The sequence below is a fragment of the Calyptranema fuscum S582 genome (assembly GCF_055793305.1).
In genome coordinates this window covers 1-17,859 of record NZ_JBSLYH010000086.1, presented here as the reverse complement: position 1 = coordinate 17,859, position 17,859 = coordinate 1, and the positions used below count along the sequence as shown (strand labels likewise).

The 17,859-nt window shown below is 48.9% G+C and carries 14 protein-coding genes and 1 pseudogene; 10 read left to right on the top strand and 5 right to left on the bottom strand.

The features are described from left to right. Positions 1 to 665, top strand: a 665-nt coding sequence (miaA, locus tag ACR6Z4_RS30830) for a tRNA (adenosine(37)-N6)-dimethylallyltransferase MiaA (RefSeq protein WP_479721184.1), incomplete at its 5' end; no start/stop codon positions are given. Between the two features lie 124 nt (positions 666 to 789). On the opposite strand, the gene ACR6Z4_RS30825 is transcribed toward miaA, so the two are convergent. After that, positions 790 to 2,019: a methionine gamma-lyase family protein gene (locus ACR6Z4_RS30825; RefSeq protein ID WP_479721183.1), complete on the bottom strand. Its 1,230-nt coding sequence runs from the start codon at positions 2,017 to 2,019 to the stop codon at positions 790 to 792. 145 nt (positions 2,020 to 2,164) lie between these two features. Here ACR6Z4_RS30825 and ACR6Z4_RS30820 point away from each other — a divergent pair, with 145 nt between their 5' ends. From ACR6Z4_RS30820 to ACR6Z4_RS30810, 3 genes are all read left to right on the top strand, one after another. After that, positions 2,165 to 2,980 (top strand): acyl-CoA desaturase, encoded by an 816-nt coding sequence (locus ACR6Z4_RS30820; RefSeq protein ID WP_479721182.1) that lies wholly within the window; start codon positions 2,165 to 2,167, stop codon positions 2,978 to 2,980. 47 nt (positions 2,981 to 3,027) lie between these two features. Next, on the top strand, positions 3,028 to 3,843 hold the full coding sequence (locus ACR6Z4_RS30815) for an acyl-CoA desaturase (RefSeq protein ID WP_479721181.1): 816 nt from the start codon (positions 3,028 to 3,030) through the stop codon (positions 3,841 to 3,843). 325 nt (positions 3,844 to 4,168) lie between these two features. After that, positions 4,169 to 5,227: a fatty acid desaturase gene (locus ACR6Z4_RS30810; protein WP_479721180.1), complete on the top strand. Its 1,059-nt coding sequence runs from the start codon at positions 4,169 to 4,171 to the stop codon at positions 5,225 to 5,227. Positions 5,228 to 5,526: 299 nt separating this feature from the next. Here ACR6Z4_RS30810 and gatB read toward each other — a convergent pair whose 3' ends face one another. After that, entirely contained in the window at positions 5,527 to 7,011 is a 1,485-nt protein-coding gene (gene gatB, locus ACR6Z4_RS30805) for an Asp-tRNA(Asn)/Glu-tRNA(Gln) amidotransferase subunit GatB (RefSeq protein ID WP_479721179.1), read from the bottom strand. A gap of 610 nt (positions 7,012 to 7,621) precedes the next feature. Here gatB and ACR6Z4_RS30800 point away from each other — a divergent pair. The 6 genes and pseudogenes from ACR6Z4_RS30800 (at position 7,622) to ACR6Z4_RS30775 (ending at position 15,182) form a co-directional block, all read left to right on the top strand. Then, positions 7,622 to 9,274: a Ycf66 family protein gene (locus ACR6Z4_RS30800; RefSeq protein ID WP_479721178.1), complete on the top strand. Its 1,653-nt coding sequence runs from the start codon at positions 7,622 to 7,624 to the stop codon at positions 9,272 to 9,274. Between the two features lie 383 nt (positions 9,275 to 9,657). Next, the gene (locus ACR6Z4_RS30795) at positions 9,658 to 10,530 is read left to right on the top strand and encodes a pentapeptide repeat-containing protein (protein WP_479721177.1); all 873 of its coding nucleotides are present in this window, start codon (positions 9,658 to 9,660) and stop codon (positions 10,528 to 10,530) included. Between the two features lie 390 nt (positions 10,531 to 10,920). Then, positions 10,921 to 11,175 carry an HNH endonuclease gene (locus tag ACR6Z4_RS30790; protein ID WP_479721176.1) on the top strand — a complete coding sequence of 85 codons (255 nt, stop codon included), beginning with the start codon at positions 10,921 to 10,923 and terminating at the stop codon, positions 11,173 to 11,175. Beyond that, a pseudogene (locus ACR6Z4_RS30785) lies at positions 11,172 to 12,119 on the top strand (transposase); the annotation flags it as partial. The gene ACR6Z4_RS30790 and the pseudogene ACR6Z4_RS30785, both read left to right, overlap by 4 nt. Before the next feature lie 437 nt (positions 12,120 to 12,556). Then, positions 12,557 to 14,950, top strand: a complete 2,394-nt coding sequence (locus ACR6Z4_RS30780) for an AAA family ATPase (RefSeq protein WP_479721185.1) — start codon at positions 12,557 to 12,559, stop codon at positions 14,948 to 14,950. Next, complete coding sequence (locus ACR6Z4_RS30775; RefSeq protein WP_479721175.1) at positions 14,940 to 15,182, top strand: DNA-binding protein; 243 nt, start codon at positions 14,940 to 14,942, stop codon at positions 15,180 to 15,182. Before ACR6Z4_RS30780 ends, ACR6Z4_RS30775 begins: the two co-directional genes overlap by 11 nt. Positions 15,183 to 15,216: 34 nt before the next feature. On the opposite strand, the gene ACR6Z4_RS30770 is transcribed toward ACR6Z4_RS30775, so the two are convergent. From ACR6Z4_RS30770 to ACR6Z4_RS30760, 3 genes are all read right to left on the bottom strand, one after another. Continuing rightward, positions 15,217 to 16,134, bottom strand: coding sequence for a hypothetical protein (locus tag ACR6Z4_RS30770; protein ID WP_479721174.1), 918 nt, complete (start codon positions 16,132 to 16,134; stop codon positions 15,217 to 15,219). 12 nt (positions 16,135 to 16,146) lie between these two features. Continuing rightward, a complete protein-coding gene (locus ACR6Z4_RS30765; protein WP_479721173.1) occupies positions 16,147 to 16,530 on the bottom strand; it encodes a hypothetical protein in 384 nt (127 codons plus the stop codon). Positions 16,531 to 16,571: 41 nt separating this feature from the next. Then, positions 16,572 to 17,859: CHAT domain-containing protein (locus ACR6Z4_RS30760; protein WP_479721172.1), on the bottom strand; the 1,288-nt coding region annotated here is incomplete at its 5' end.

The window sequence follows — 17,859 nt, the reverse complement described above, 5'->3', positions numbered from 1 at the left end:
CTCCATCCCCCCATCCCCCCATCCCTTTACTGGTCGGTGGAACGGGACTTTATATCAAATCGATTGTGCGCGGTATGAAAATTCCCAGAGTGGCTCCTCAACCCCAATTGCGATCGCAATTACAAGCTCTCGGACAGGTTCAGTGTTATGCCTTTTTGCAACAGGTAGACGCGATCGCTGCCCAAAAAATTCATGCCCATGATTCTGTTCGCACGATTCGGGCACTGGAAGTTTTTTATGTCACCGGCAAGCCTATTTCTCAGCAGCAGGGAGAATATCCACCGGACTATCCGATTTTGCAAATTGGTTTAGATTGTGCTGACCCGCAACCCGGACAGCCCGATCCGCTAACAGAACGGATTAGCAAACGCACGCAGCACATGATCGACATGGGTTTCGTGGAAGAAGTGAAAACCCTCTGCCAGACTTATGGCACCGATTTACCTTTGCTAAAGACGTTGGGTTATCAAGAAATCAAACAATATCTGGCAGGAGAAATTTCGTTAACTGAGGCGATCGCCCTGACGGTATTGCATACGCGCCAATTTGCCAAACGCCAGCGCACCTGGTTTCGTGCCGATCCAAATATCGTATGGTTTGATAGCGATGCCCCAGACTTGTTAGAGCAAGTCTGGCAACACATTCAATCGTTTGTCAGCCCGTAAGAAACTCGTTGTGCAAACTCTAAATCTGGTAACACGGGGGGTGGAGGCTGTGTCCCCGGCAAAACTATAGAATTTCTTGTGGTGGGGCGCGGCTCTGTCGCGCCCTACCACCACTGGGATTTTATTAAGCCGCACCAACCGCTTCGATGGCGGCTTCCAGGGCGATCGCGACATGGGTCCAGTGGGTGCCACCCTGACAGAACACCACATAGGGTTCTCGCAGGGGCCCGTCAGCGGAGAATTCAGAAGTGCTACCATCAATGAACGTGCCGCCTGCCATGACGAGTTCGCTCTCATATCCGGGCATACTGGCGGGAATAGGACTGAGGTAAGAGCCAATTGGAGAATGTTGTTGAAGGGCGTGGCAAAAAGCAATTATTTTCTCAGGAGACCCTAAGCGAATTGCTTGAATTACGTCACGTCGAGGGGCAAAAGGCAAGGGATTCACCGGATAGCCGAGCTGATGGAAAACATACGCGGTCAGGTGGTTTCCTTTCATCGCTTCTCCCACCATTTGGGGTGCCAAAAACAGTCCTTGAAACAGCAATCGGTTTTGCTCAAAGGTTGCTCCTCCGGCACTGCCAATGCCAGGAGCCGTGAGGCGATAAGCTGCGGCTTCGACCAGGTCTGCCCGACCGGCGACGTAGCCACCCGCTGTCACAATGGTGCCTCCAGGATTTTTGATCAGCGATCCGGCAATTAAGTCTGCCCCCACGGCGGGCGGTTCTCGGTCTTCAATAAACTCGCCATAACAGTTATCGACAAAGCAAACCGTGTCAGGGTTTTGCTGTTTGACCAGATGCACAATCTTTTCGATATCGGCGATCGCCAGACTGGGTCGCCATGCATATCCGCACGATCGCTGGATATGAACCAGTCGAGTATTGGGTCGGACAGCTGTGGCTAACGCGTGCCAGTCTGGTGTGCCGTCGGCTGTCAGGTCTAACTGTCGATAGGAAACGCCAAAATCTTGTAAAGAACCCTGGTGTTCTCCGCGTAAACCAATTACCTCTTCCAGGGTGTCATAGGGTGCCCCAGCTACCGCTAGCATCTCGTCTCCGGGTCGCAAAATACCAAATAAGGCAGATGCGATCGCATGAGTACCCGACACAAACTGAACTCTGACAATGGCTGATTCTGCGCCCATAACTTCAGCAAACACTCGATCGAGGGTTTGTCTCCCCAAATCGTCGTGTCCATAGCCGCTCACACCCGAAAAATGGTGAGTACCGACTTGATGGCGACGAAAGGCGACGAGAACTCGATGCAGGTTTTTCTTGACCTGAGTGTCAATACCAGAAAAAATCTGACTTAGTGCCTTTTCTGCCTGTTGAATCTGCTCAGAATTATTCATTCCTCAACTTTGCTCCTGATTTCCGGGAAAAGCCTTGTGTTTCACCAGGAGACGACCTTGAGCAAGGTTTTAGATCGCACCATCCTGATATGCGAAACCTATTGTTGCGCAGATTTCGGCACTTTGTTCCATTTGAGATTAATGAATGACTACAGCAATTTCGACCAAACCCCCGATCGCATGGCATACCAGCATCTTCATGGTAGCTATCCACCTCGCCACGCTTTTAGTATTCGTACCTGCTAACTTTAGCTGGACTGCCGTAGGGTTGTGCCTGTTTTTACACTGGCTAACGGCTGGTGTCGGAATTACCCTCGGCTGGCATCGCTTGTTAACCCATCGTAGTTTCCAAACCCCCAAGTGGCTTGAGTATGTTCTAGTGTTTTGTGGCACGTTGGCAATGCAGGGGGGACCCATCTGGTGGGTCGGGCTACACCGCCATCACCACCTCTACTCGGATCAAAATGTCGATCACCATGACTCGAATAAGGGATTTTGGTGGAGCCATATGGAGTGGATGTTTTACAAAGTGCCTGCGGAAGAGGAAATTCCACGCTTCACCAAAGATATTGGGGATGACCCCATTTATAAATTTTTAGATAAAAACTTTTTTTTAGTTCAAGTTGCGTTCGCAATATTGCTTTACATTGTAGGAGGTTGGTCATTTGTTGTTTGGGGGGTTTTTCTGCGTCTAGTACTGGTGTATCACACAACCTGGCTAGTGAATAGCGCCACGCACAAGTTTGGCTATCGCACCTATGAGTCGGGCGATCGCTCGACCAACTGCTGGTGGGTTGCCCTGATTGCCTATGGCGAAGGTTGGCATAATAACCACCACACCTTCCAGTACTCTGCCCGTCATGGCTTGAAGTGGTGGGAAATTGATTTGACCTGGATGATGATTCGGGTATTAAAGATGTTTGGGCTCGCACGAAAGATTAAACTGGCTGAAGAATCTTAAATTAACGAGCTGATTATTAAATTTTGTGTTCACATTGGGATTAATGCATGACCATTACAACCTCAACTAAGCTGCCCATTAATTGGACCATTCTGTTATTCATGGTCGCCATCCATACTGGGGCACTTTTTGCGCTGCTGCCCAGCAACTTTAGCTGGAGTGCAGTCGGGCTATGCCTGCTCATGCACTGGGTGACAGGGGGTTTGGGAATTACACTGGGGTGGCATCGTCTGGTGACGCACCGGAGTTTTCAGACCCCCAAATGGCTAGAGTATTTTTTGGTCTTCTGTGGCTGTTTGGCGATGGAAGGAGGCGTGCTGGAATGGGTCGGGTTGCATCGTCATCACCACCTCTATTCTGACCAATCGATTGATCACCATGATTCGGGCAAAGGGTTTTGGTGGAGTCATATGCAATGGATGTTGCATGATGTCCCCGCTAAACAAGAAATTCCCCGGTTCACAAAAGATATTGCCAACGATCCGTTCTATCAGTTTTTAGACAACAATTTTCTGTTTATTCAAATTGCCTTAGGGGTTGTATTCTATCTTCTTGGCGGATGGTCGTTTGTCGTTTGGGGAATTTTTGTGCGGTTGGTGATCGTCTATCACTGCACCTGGTTTGTCAACAGTGCTACCCATAAGTTTGGCTATCAGACTCATAATTCTGGCGATCGCTCGACCAACTGTTGGTGGGTGGCGCTGCTGACCTATGGCGAAGGCTGGCACAACAATCACCATGCTTATCAATATTCTGCCCGTCATGGTTTGCAGTGGTGGGAAATTGATATGACCTGGATGACTATCTGGCTGTTTCAAAAGCTGGGTCTGGCAACTAAAGTGAAACTTCCAGAAAAGGTTTAAACGTTACGGCAATGCTGTTTTGGGGGCACGATACAATGTGCCCCTGATCAGAAAACTAAAGGTTTTACAACGGGGTGCAGGGGTGGAACCCCTGCGTGGGGGCGTAGCCCCCACCCCCATGTTGCACAATCTAGTGTTCGCAACACTAGCGAATAGATTTGGCTGACATTGCCATGCCTGATGGACGCGATCGCGCCTCTGTCTAGACATCGCCAGGGAGATTTTGTGTTTTTTTAGCGATCGCCAAACTCAACTTCTGCCGTCTATCCAAATCAATGTGTCGATCGATTTGCAAAATCAAGTATTTGGAGATTATCCCTAATTCATGACAGCATCACTCACCAAGCCACAAGTGCCTTTTTCTAAGGAGCTAGATCCTAATTTAAAGCTGAGGGACATCCTCAATACTCTACCGAAAGAGGTGTTTTCTAAAGATTGGCGGAAGGCATGGTTTAAGGTTGCCGCCAGTGTTCTGATGGTTGTCCTGGGCTATTGCGGTTTGGCGATCGCCCCCTGGTATTTATTGCCTTTGCTGTGGGTGTTTACCGGCACGGCATTGACCGGATTTTTTGTAATTGGTCATGACTGCGGACACCGCTCATTTTCTAACCGCAAGTGGGTGAATAATGCCCTGGGTCATGCGATCTTTTTGCCCCTGGCTTACCCGTTCCATAGCTGGCGCTTGTTGCACAACTATCACCACAAGCACACTAATGAACTGGGCGAAGATAACGCCTGGGAACCGTTTGAGCCAGAATTTTACACCAATGCATCGCCGCTATTGCAATGGGGCTACCGTCAGATTCGAGGTTGGTTTTGGTGGGTTGGCTCTATCGCCCATTGGGCGTTGCTGCACTTTGACTGGCGCACGTTTGAAGGCAAAGCACGACAACAGGTGAAATTTTCATCACTGTTGGTGTTAGGCACAATGGCGATCGCTTTTCCGGTGATGATTGCCACGCTAGGAATTTGGGGCTTTGTCAAATTCTGGGTGTTGCCCTGGATGGTCTATCACTTCTGGATGAGCACCTTTACCATCGTCCACCACACTGACCCCAATATTCCCTTCCGTCCGCCTGCAACCTGGAACGAAGCCCATGCACAGCTTGCAGGTACCGTTCATTGCACCTATCCAGGTTGGGTAGAATTTTTGTGCCACGATATCAATGTCCACATTCCGCACCATATTTCCACAGCAATTCCGTCGTATAACCTGCGTCAGGCACACCAGAGCTTGCAGGAGAATTGGGGTCCTTACCTGGTTGAACGTAAGTTTTCGTTAGGGCTGATGAAGCAAATTATCGATCGCTGTAATTTGTATGACGAAGAAAACTATTACCAGAGCTTCGACGAATTCAACTGGAAATCTAAACACCAAGACTAAGATTTTTCTAAAAGAGAGGGGTCATTACGTGTGTTTAGTTTTTTATACCGATTTAATGTGAAGCTGCGCCTTATTCAACCCCCGGCTGTCGCCGTCCCCCTTGCCAAGGGGGACTACAGGGGGTTCTAGTTTGGCGCAACTTCATAAAAGATTGGTATTAGCCCCGTCAGCCCTCACCCTAAATCCCAGAGCGGGAAAGGGACTTTGAAACCGGGGAAATTCTCCTCTTTGGGAGTTTAAAAAAGGATTTGGGTGGTGAAAGCATCGCTTTCACCACCCAAATCCTTTTTTAAACCGTATTAGCTATTGAGCTTTTTCGATAACAACTGGTTGGTCATCTTAGGATCTGCCCGTCCGCCGGTTTGTTTCATTACCTGCCCGACAAAGAAGCCGAGTAGATTTTTTTTGCCACTGCGGTATTTTTCCAATTCAACCGGGAAAGCCACCAGGACTTGATCGATCACGTCTTCGATAATTTTGGGATCGGAAACCTGGATTAAGCCCTTGCTTTCGATCAGTTCTTTCGCAGACCCTCCTTTGGCTAACAATTCTGGCAGGATGTCTTTGCCAATTTTGGTGCTAATGGTATTGTCTTCGATCAGACCAATCATTTCTGCCAGGATGGCGGGCGTCAGAGGCAACTCCGTGATGCTTTTCTTCTCATTGTTGAGGTAAGCACTGATATCGCCCATAATCCAGTTTGCCGCTTGTTTGGGGGTGGCTTTAGCGGCAACGACGGCTTCAAAATATTCGGCGATCGCCTGGTCATCCGTTAACACCCGTGCGTCATAGGAGGAGAGTTCCAGGTCGCTTTCATAGCGGTGTCGCTTTTGGGCAGGTAGTTCGGGCAACTCAGATTTCCAGGTTGCCAATTGCTCTGCCGATACCTCAATCGGTCCCAAATCGGGTTCCGGGAAATAGCGATAGTCGCTGGAGCCTTCTTTCACCCGCATACTGATGGTGCGTTGCCCGCCCTCTTCCCACAGGCGAGTTTCCTGGACAATGCGTTCACCCGATTCGACGGCTTGAATCTGGCGTTCGATTTCATAGTTAATCGCCCGTTCGATGGCATTGAACGAGTTCATGTTCTTGATTTCAACCTTGGTGCCAAATTTCTCCGTTCCTTGAACGCGAATCGAAATGTTGACATCGCAGCGCAGTGACCCTTCCTGCATATTGCCATCGCTGACACCCAAATACCGCAGGATGCGACGTAACTCGCGGGCATATTCGGCAGCTTCTGCCCCCGATCGCATATCTGGCTCAGAGACGATTTCGATCAGCGGTACCCCGGTGCGATTAAAATCCACCAGAGAATAGGTTGAACCTGAAAGGCGATCGCTGCCTGCATGAACGAGTTTTCCGGCATCTTCTTCCATGTGCAGGCGAGTAACACCAATGCGTTTGCGCACAGGCTTGCCCTCTTCATCTTCCAGCTCAACTTCTAGCCAGCCATGCTCGGCAATGGGCAGGTCGAACTGAGAGATTTGATAGTTTTTCGGCAGGTCGGGATAGAAATATTGCTTGCGATCGAATTTACTGTACTCCGAGATGGTGCAGTTGAGTGCCAAGCCTGCCTTGACTGCATATTCCAAAACCCGCTGATTGAGAACGGGTAGTACCCCCGGCATACCCATGCAGATGGGACAGACATTGGTATTGGGGGGCGTATCAAATTCGGTCGAGCAATTGCAGAAAATCTTCGTGTCAGTTTTCAGCTGACAGTGGGTTTCCAGCCCAATAATTGCTTCGTATTGAGTCTTAACTGGCGCAGCAGTAGTCATGGAATCTGTAGCGGGTAACAATTGGCTCTATTTTAGCGATTTGCTTCGTCACAGGATAATGAATTCTAGAAAAGCCAGAAATTTTTTCCCCGACACTGCTTAGGAATGGGAATTCAATCACTTCGATGATGTGTTGTAGGGCGAACGGCTGTTCGCCCCTCCAAACGATTCAATATAGCAATCCTAAATCAGTTGTGAAAGCGCCCGCCCGAAGGGCGGGCGCTTTCACAACGGATCAGGTTCACAAATCAAATAGGATCGCTATATTTGATCTTATTTAATCCACGATCCCTAGGAGCTGTAGGGAAATAACATGAGCTGGGCTGTTAACTGTTGGCTAATCGCTAAGAGCTAACAGCCAGCCAAAACCATGAAACTATTTTTCAACAAGCCCTTGATTAGCAGGAGCAGCAGATCTGGGGTTTTCTTGAAGGGAATGGTTCTGATCAAGACAATCTCCCGCAAAATGAGAGTATGGCAAATTTCGATGGAATGGAATTTTGGTGGTGTGGACGTTGCCCTCAGGGCAACGTCCACACCACCAAAATTCAGCCAACCGCGAAGCGCTATAGCTTGAGATTTTTGTGCCGGATAGGGTAGGAGGTAGCCGATGCTGACATATATTCTGGCGATCGCCGTTGGGTTGGGCAGTTTTGTCCTCTATATGGCTGCCTTTTTCTTCCCAGAAGTTCACCGCAAGCACGACTTTATTTGGAGCGGCGTCGGGTTATTTTATGCGCTGGTGCTATGGGTCTGCGCTGGACGCATCACAGGTGGAGTGTTGTTGGGACAGACTGCCAGCGTGGCGTTACTGGGTTGGTTTGCCTTACAAAGCTTACAACTGCGACGGCAACTCACTCCCCCTAGCCTGCAAACCCGCCTACCCGGTTCAGCCCAGTCCCTCGCGGAACTGATCCAGGGCAACAGCAAACGGCTGTGGACAGACCTGCAAGCCAAACTGGGCAAAGCACCCGTTCCTGCCACCCTCAATACGATCTCTGAGCCATTTGCGACTCCGGCGATCGCCGTCCCAAACCACCCTGCGACCCCCGTTCGCCCGACGACCAGACCGGCACAGACACCAGCGGCGGAACTCCCGTTGCAATCGCGGGGTACAGTTGCCGACCGAACCGCTACCCGTTCATCCGCACCCGAACCAGAACCCATGGCGATCGCCCATCCGGTACCAACCCCACCGGATTCGATGCACATCCCGGAATCGTTTTCGCAGGCTGGTTCTAGCTCCGTTATAGAAGAAGACTCTAACTGGTTAGACGATGAGCCGACCCCGGTTAACCCAAACCCGACCGTATCGCAACCCTCGACCCTGACGACGGCACCGTCTACAACCGAGCAACCTGAACCTATTACTCAACTATCCAGAGTTGCCAAACCAATCCCCTCCGAGCGTCGTCCACGTTCACTGATAGAGCGTCTTCGAATCGCCATAGGATTCGGCAGAAAACCCAATGCTAAACAAATGGCAGAAACGACCTCTAAGCTTCAAGCCGCCGAAAGAGCGATCGCAGCTGAACAATGGGATGAAGAATGGGATGGTGAATCGAGCACTGAACCGGAAACTTCAGCCTCTCTGCCGACGCAAGAACAAGAAATAGACGCAGTGATCACAGACGCTACAGAAGTCGCGATCGCCGTTGAGCCAACTGAATCCGAACCAGAGCTAGAGGTAGACATTCAAGATTTATCCGATCAGCCTTCAACAACCGAAGTGGTTGAGACGATAGCGCCTGCGATGATGGCGACTGAGATTACAACCGAATCTGCTGAAGATCTGGATGCTGAATTGGCAGACTTGTTTGAATCAGTCATAGCTGAATCATCTACATCAGCCGATGAAGCAGATGCGATCGCCACTTCTATGGAAACTGATGAATTAGATGCCATAGAACTAGAATCAGAGGATGCGATCGCCTACCATACTGACCCTGATGCAGCTGAATTAGACCCCGACACTGAAGCAGATATCCTAGCTGAAGCCAACGAAAACGGTAATAGTGCGCCCGATCCTGCGCCACCATTTCATCCTACCAATGGCATGATTGCCTCAGAGGCAAGCAAGTTTTATAAACCCATCGTGATTCAAGCTGAACTGATTGGTTTCGAAGAACCCGAAACGCCAGAGATTGCTACTCCTGACCCTGAAACTCAACCCGCAGAAGATGCGATCGTACCACCCTCAACCCATTCCAGCCACGCCATCTTCACCACCCCACCTCCAGATGATGAGGAAGAATGGTTTTGATGAGGTAATAGCTAGGTATATGGATATATTCCGCTTATCTACCGAATTCAAGATGATAGACAGAAAGATTCTATCTATGTTTCCAGGGCGTGTTTTAAAACTTGCTAAGAGGATATTTTTTCGTGCGCGAAGCGCACGAAAAAATACCCTTTAAAACAGACCCTAGTCTGGCAGTATAGGTGGAATATTTAGCCTAATCATAGTTAGAGCCTTCTAGGTTATTGGCGAGGATGTAGCTGCAAAGTTATCGTTGGGATATGATTGCAAACAACTATTGAAGTAATTGGGTCATGCGAGAGTGGACAAAGGTACAATTCATTGTTTTCTTTTCTGCCTTGCTTGCCTTAGCAGTTATTTTGTTTTTTGCAGAACCGATCGCAAAGTTGTTGGAACAGTGGGCTTTCATTAAAATTCTTGATGCTGTTAGTAAGTTGGGGGTTCTCATTGCAGTTATTGCTTTTCTTGTGGAAATTCCCAGACGAGAAGAAAGAATTCAAACTGAGCGCAAACGAGCACACTTTGAATACTGGCAAGTAATTGATGCCGCTACAAGCGCAGGAACTTCTACCAGTAATGCCCGAAAAATTGCGTTAGAAAATTTGGCAAGCGAAGGAGTTTCGTTACGAAATATCGATATTCCAAAAGCAGAGCTTCGCCGGATCAACTTGGCAGGAGCGGATATGGTAGGGGCTAATCTGCGGGAAGTAGATTTAACAGGTGCTATCTTAGACCGAGCCGACTTGTCAAAAGCCCGCCTTTATAGAGCAAGGTTGTATGGTGCTAGTCTGTTGGAAGTGAAGCTAGAAAGCACAGACTTGCGAGAGGTATTGTATGACGATCAGACTAAATTTCCAAAAGGTTTTAGAGCAGAGAAGTTAGGTGCTTATCTGGTTGCGCCTCATGCGTCTCTTGCAGGAGTCCAATTGCCTAAAGCCATATTATGGGGTGTTAATTTGCAACACGCAAATTTGCAAGGATCAAACTTTTCTAATTCAGGGTTTCATGGCGCTTTACTGCAAAATGCTAATTTCCAAGAGGCAAACCTACAAGGAGCAAGATTTAGAAATGCAAATTTGGAGGGAGCTAGTTTAAAGGATGCCAATATTGAAGCAGCAAATTTTGGAGAGGCAAAGGGGTTAACAGTCGAGCAAGTTAAATCAGCCCAGGGTTGGGAGAGAGCTGTTTATAGCCCAGAGTTTAGTATTGAACTAGGACTCAGTAGCGTGAGGGCTAATAATCCGACCGTAGCAGACTGATAAAGTTAGTTGGTATTGTTGCAGAAGTTGCTCACAGCCGCTGAGCCGGAACGCTATGCTGCGCTATCTCCCTGTGGCGACGGTACAACCAAAGTATCTGTTGGTGTTTGGAGCTCCGTCACTTGGTAATACGGCTGAGGTAGTTCTTCTAAAATTGATAGGAAGATAGATGAAGCTATAACGCACTAAGGTCATCCAAAGTGATTGTCCTGACCCATTTTTTACGGCTGAGCAGCAGGAACGGTTGTCGGTATTGATGAATTGGTGGCAGTTAGCCAGAGCTCAAGGACAAGAATTACCGCCAAAACAGCAAGCAGAGTTAAATCGCTGAGTTGAGGTAGAACTACAAGCGGCGAAAGCTCGTGCGGCTGCGATACAGAAAGGGAATTTATGAATCCTTACTACACGGCGATCGCTCAACGAGCGAATCATCGTTGTGAGTACTGCAAAGCTCCTGAAGTAGTATTCAATTTTCCATTTGAGGTGGAGCATATTGTTCCACTTTCTCGGCAAGGTTCAAGCGATGAAGCTAATTTAGCTCTTGCCTATCGTTCTTGCAATCTCAGTAGATCGAAAAATTTCCTGACCAAGGGGAATAGGAAAGGGGTAGGGTCAAGGTTAAAAGCAATTGAAATCAAACCATGACGACCTACCCATCTTCCTCATTATCTCCTGCTCCTGCATTGACTGATGAAGCAACCCTGGAAGCCGCCTTGGAGTGCTTGTTAGAGCACCTGCCTTTAGTACCTGAAGATGGCAGTTGTCGTGCCGAAACCCTGGTTGAGATTTTGCTACGGGCTGCCAGTCGTCACGATAGCATCGAGCATACCGTTCAACGCCTGCAAGGAGTCCCTAGTGGCAATGGCATTCGCTATCACCTCGACACGTTAGAGGACATGGTCGCGCTGGAAGGACAACTCAATGCAGCATTGCAAAGCCGCATTCCTCCCAAAATTTGCAAAGGACGGCATCGCATCGCCATTGACCTGCACTTGATTCCCTACTATGGCAGCCTAAGTGAGGCAGCAACACCCTATATCTATCGCTCTCAAGCTAAAGCCGGAACCACCTCATTTTTCGCCTATGCTAGCGTTTATGTTATCTGCCGTAACAAGCGAGTTACCCTGGGCCTTCATGCGGTGCATCGACAAGAAACTCTGGTGGCAACACTGACCTATTTGTTGGCGATGCTCTCTGCTTTGAAGATTCGAGTCAAACGGTTATATCTCGACCGGGGCTTCTACAGTGTGCCGGTGATTCGCTGGCTCAAAGCACTCAACATCCCATTTTTGATGCCTGCGGTGATTCGTGGCAAAACCGGAGGGACCCGCTCATTACTCGTCGGGCGCAAAAGCTATGGGACGCGCTACACCCTCAGCAGTGCCAACTATGGTTCAGTGATGTGCCAAATGCGAGTGGTGTGCACTTATTACAAAGGTTTCAAGAACAAGCATGGGATTCAATATGCCCTTTATGTGGTGCATCGAGTCACCATTGCCCTCCATCAGTTACATCAGCATTATCGAGAGCGCTTTGGCATCGAAACGAGCTACAGAATTAAGAATCAGTGTCGCATTCGCACGACGAGTAATATCAAGTAGGGTTAAATAACCACAATATACGCACAGAGTAAAATAGCAGAATGCCTACTAAATAAGCATTGTGCAGATATAGATGTTATGTGCATTTAAGACGACATGATATAACAATCCAGTGATTCGCCTGTTATTTGTGGCACTGGCATTTATCCTGGTTAATCTTTGGGTGTACTTGTTGTAGTTCTTTGTCAGTCGGACGCAGAGAGGGGGACGAGTCATTCATCAAGAGTTGTTTGGTCTTAAAACCATGTTGGAATTTCTCTCTCATGCTGTTGAGCGACATTTTCCACCCATCACCGCTATCCATTTACCTACCCCAAAATGATTTTGTGATCTACTGAGATTACGTCGATTTTGATAACAAGGGCAGAGCAGTTTGCCCTTGTTGCTCATCAGAGGGCAAAACCAGAAGCAAGAACTTGTCATTAGTGCCGGGGACAGAAGGAGCCTATAAATGTCATCGGGGATGTACTCCCCAACAAATTCGTGAGGTTTTGGGCAATCCTAAGTCTCAGCAAATTCCAGCAGTATTGGCACAATCTGCCCCATTACCAGCCGGAAAAACTGTCACCGTTGCTCCACAAAAGGTACGAGAGGCACACCAAAAACTGATGCAGTATGGAGAATCGGCTAAGTCATGGCTAATCAATCGGGGCATCGCACCAGAGATGATGGTTCATTACCGTCTGGGTGCTGTGCGATCGCGTCTGGGTGAAAAAATGCAATGGGCGATCGCCATCCCTCTGCCCAACCGCGACAGTACTGCCTATTGGTTGAAAAAGCGAATTGCACCGTGGGATGAGTCAATCTGTAATTTGCCAGAATACAAACCTTGGTCACAATACGGCATTCCCCAGCAAGTGTTTGTTACCCATCAGCCGGAGACACCCATCCAGACCTGGCTGTGTGAGGGTGAATGGGATGCCATGATGTTGGGTTGGGCTGTACGTCATTCTGACTTAAAAAATGACCTACAGGTTTGTTGCTTCACCTGCGGCGCGGGTAGTATTCCCCCACTTATGGAACTCGATCGCCTGACTGGAGCAACCGTCATTGTCTGGTATGACCTTGATGAGCCAGGAGTAAAGGGAGCCCTGAAAGTTTCTGAAGCGCTAGGTCAACGTTGCAAGATAGCCAGGGTTCCCAGTACTGAAAACCCTAAAAAGGGATGGGATGTATCGGATGCACTGAATCATGGGTTTGGTCTACCAGACTTCTGTAAGGCGACTGAAGTAGCAGAGACAGCTAAGCCGATCAAAGCTCATCCATCAGCAGAAAATCCACTCAGAGCACGTTTGGTATGGAATGACGAGCTAATGGATCGAGCCCCTGACTACACCGATTGGTTGGTCGATGAGTTGCTAACTGCCGATGAACTGTTTCTACTCGCAGCCGGTCCACGCGCGGGGAAAAGTTTGCTCGCAATGACGCTGGCAAAAGCGATCGCAGAGGGTAGTGATTTTCTTGGTAGACCTACCACTCAGGGAACAGTGCTCTATGTCTGTTTGGAAGATGGAGAGGCAAAACTAAAAGAACGGGAAGTTGCCCAGGGTTGGAGCAGAGGTTTACCTGTTGCCTGGATGCAAAAATTCAAACTGTCTGAAATTGGGTATCTTCGAGAATTGGCAGAGGAATTAGACCCCAGGTTAATTGTTTTAGATACCCTCTCCAGAATCAAGGATTCCAGTATCAGCGAGTCATCGGCAGAAATGAGCCAGTTGCTTGAACCGCTTCAAGAGATGGCAAAAGATTTAGGCTGTTGCGTGCTACTGGTACACCACACAGGTAAGGTAAACGTAGACAATGCTGGTGCGATCGATATTTTTGACACCGTAAGGGGTAGTAGCGCCATCCGAGCCGTTTGCCGGGGAACACTCATTATTGCTGCCAGCGATCGCAATTATCGCTTGTTGGTCGAGAACGGATGGGGCAAGCATGACCTGAATGTAGTTTTAGATGGTAATACCTGGACATGGAAACTCTTGGGACAATGGAAACCCGGTGGAGTCAACCCTACCCAGAGAGAGCAGATTATTGATTATCTGAAGCAGGTTGGGATTGCCAGCTTAGAGCAAATTCATGAAGCTACTAATATCCCGCAAAAGTCTCTCTATGAGCAACTTTCAAGGTTGCAGGCAACAGATGAAGCAGAGTTTAAGGTTTGCAAAGAAGGGACGCGGCGTAGATACACTTATCGATTAGCACTATTCAACACTATTCAACAGTTGAATAGCGTGTTGAATAGCGCTAATCCAGATGAGGAAAGCGATAGAGAGGGATATTCAACGAAAAATATTTCTTCCTCTTCTAGCGATCAGGCAAAAAGTGATCAGCCCCCTGTGCATGTTACACATAATACAACCCCAAAAACCATCCTATTAGACCAAGGTGATCAGGGTTCAAACCCATGCAATAGCGAGATCCTTACTGATGCTGATCACCCTGATCATCTTTCCGGGAGAGTATTTTTGTTGAATAGTGAGAACAAACAGGAGTCAGATTCAGACACAGAGAACGTTTCACCTATTCAACATGATGTTCAACACTATTCAACTGTTGAATATAAACCCCCTGATCAGCCCTCCAACGTAGTATGCAAAAGAGACAAAGATTCGAACCGAAGTGATCCGAGTATCCCCATTTTGGGGGTGGGCGATCGCGTTGAAATTTTGACAGGTCGCTTTGCAGGAAAACCAGTCACAGTCATTGGAGTTGCAGCCGACGGCATAGACGTGAAGGGAGATAGCTGGTATATCACCCGAACGTATCAGATCCAGGAACTCAAGTTGCTAAAACAAGGCGGTGATAGCCATGCCTCATAAGCGGGAACAGCAGGGGCAAACCACCCCTTCAGATTGGAAAACCACGACTGAAACCTGTTCGATGCTCAATTGTTCAGCCAAACACTTAGCTAATCTAAGAAAACAAGGTGTTTTCAAGCTGGGAACCCATTGGCGGGTGATGAATCCTAAAGCTGCCAGGTTGACCTATCGGTATCACATCAAGCGGTGTGAAGCGGTGCTAGAAAAGCTGGAAGATGTGAACTCTGCGTAAGCATGAATCAATCCCCAACATCTTCTCCGTGGGGTTAGTCTGATGACTTGGGTGGATTGAATTGGAGATGGTGTTGATCAGACCCTCGCCATAAATAGGTCGTTAGTTGAGCACCCAGTTTTTTTTCTTCTTCTGCGTTTGTGGGTAGTGGCAGCCGTAAAGCTTGGTATAGGGCAGTACGGTGCAGATCAAAGGCAGCTTCAATCAGTTCTGCATAGGTTCTGGCTGCGGCGATCGCCCAATGATACGCCACCATCGCAGACAGTATCCCCACCGGAGCTGCCCACCAGCCCCAGATACTCCAGACCACAAACAACACACTCCACAGCCACAGCCGCGCCGTCGTATTCAGATCCGCCCGCGCCGCCTGTAGCTCTTGTTTCACGGCATCTGGCAACAATAGCCACAACCGCGACCAACACACGATCGCATCCAATCCATACTTTTCCAACGGTCGCTGTTCTGCCGCCCGCAAAATATTGCCCAACCGCGTCGGCATCAGTTGATTAGGCAACGGTAAATGGAGTTGCTGCCAGTCCAACTGCACCAACTCATCTCGTTGTTCTGCCGTCAGTTGAGCCGGGTCAAGTTGCATCAGTGCTTGCCAGCGATCGCCCATCTGCTGATACTGCCGTGCCTGCCGTGCCACCAACCATCGCCGCACCGAATGTAACCGGGGATGCCAATATCCCTCTAAAAGTTGCAGCACTGCAAACTCAAACCGTTGTACTACAAACGCCGATGCTGCAATCAAACACAACCCCGCAATCAGCACCGCAATTTGTAGCGAGTCTGGCTGTTGACTAAACCAGGTATGAATGCGCGCCCAACCAAACCGCTGAATCCCCGCGATCGCCCCTCCCGCCCAAAACACAAACGCTGGAGTCAGCAGAGCTGCTACCCACTGCTCAGCCAGCTTGCCCCCAACATCTTCGAGGAATTTTGCAGACATAATGTACCCTGACTACGCTGGATCAAGAGGTAGATTGTGAGTAGGGCAGAGCGGTGGCTCAACCCCCACCCTCGGACGATACCAGACATAATCTCCCATCGGACACACAAACTTAGCCGCACTCACAATCGACGGTTGCCCCGGTAACGGTGAAAAATTCCTCAACGACTCTGGTTGCTGCCTGTCTTGCAGAAATTGAAACGTCCATTCCCGCGTTGCTTCTTGATCTGCCAACAGTTCCAGGATCTCATTATCTGGCGATCGCTCACTTCCATCCTGTGCCAACAGCTCAGCCAACTGCTGATCGATCACCTCTGCATCGGTGATTCCGGGCAACTTACTTAAATAGGGACGGATGGAACGAGCCGCGTCCAGAATATCATCAGAATCGTACATAGTTATCCTCTGGTAATCATGAATCTTTGCATAATGGACGTTTACACCCCCGTATAACTAAATGCTGCCCAATAAAATGGATGGGCAAAGTAGTTTGGCTCAAGCAGGATGAGAGCTTTAAACAGGTCAGGATAACTCGCCTTAAAGTACTGGGCTTTCTGCTGACTTGTTGTATCCCTCACCCACTGTTGTGCCTTGCACAATGCGATCGCTGGTTCCAACGTCTCGTTTCGCCAATAGTCATAGAAGCGTACCAGCAACATCATGGTGCTGAGATCAGACACCGACCAGAGAGACGCAACCACCCCAGCCACCCCAGCTTGAAGTAACCCCGTGGGCAAACTGATGGATTCATCCGCGTTTTTCAATCCACTAAGTCCCGTTTCACAAGCAGACAAAATCGCCAACCGAATGCCACTTCGCTCATGATCCGCCAGCTTCAGATCCAGTAAGTCTCGCAGGGTTAGCAAGCTATCACTCATCAACAGCCCACTATTCAGCGGATCAGTCAGATTTGCAGTGCCATGACAAGAGAGATGCAGAATAGAGCAGTGGGGTAAGGCATCCAGCACCTTTTCTACCGTAGCTTCCTGATGTTTTAAGACGACAGGCTGTGAGAAGGTACTGATCGCCGCCTGTACTTCACGACTGGAGTTGGCTAGATCGTTGAGAGGATTATCAATCGCTAACATCGCATCTGCCCCAGTGCGTGTCGCAATCTCTGCGGCAGCATTGATCGATCGCGCATTCGGAGCATAGGTAAATACCATCTCATCCAGAGCATACCGTTTGCCAGTCGGCGTGGTTAGATCATCAACCCAGGAAGCATGAAGTGGTAATAAGCTAAGAAATCCCGTAGGAATTAGAGTAGCTTGCTGAAGGTTTTGAGCTTTGAGATGTTGGATAAGGGGAAACATCAGCGGTTCCCAGAGTTGACGAGTGCCAGATTCAATCGCATCATGCCATCCCTGACGATCGCTTTGGGATTGATTGTAAGCACTAAACCATGTTTGAGCCAACAGACCAAACAGTTGTGTTTCATTGAGATCATCCATCCAGAGAGGGGTGATCTCAACGTCTCCGGTTCCCCCTTTTTCAAGGGGGGTTAGGGGGGATCTCTGAACGATGAGTGCGAGGCTACCGGCAGGAGTAGGCACCAGGTAAATCAAGGGGATGTCGGGACGGATTGCTTGGCAAATATCTTCGAAATTAGGTTGAGCCAGAAAGCCTTCATAACCAGGAACCTGACGGATTTGCTTAATCGTTTGGTCTAACGCTTGGCGGAGCCGCTGAGACTCATTGCGCAGCGATTCAGGCGTAACGGTATGT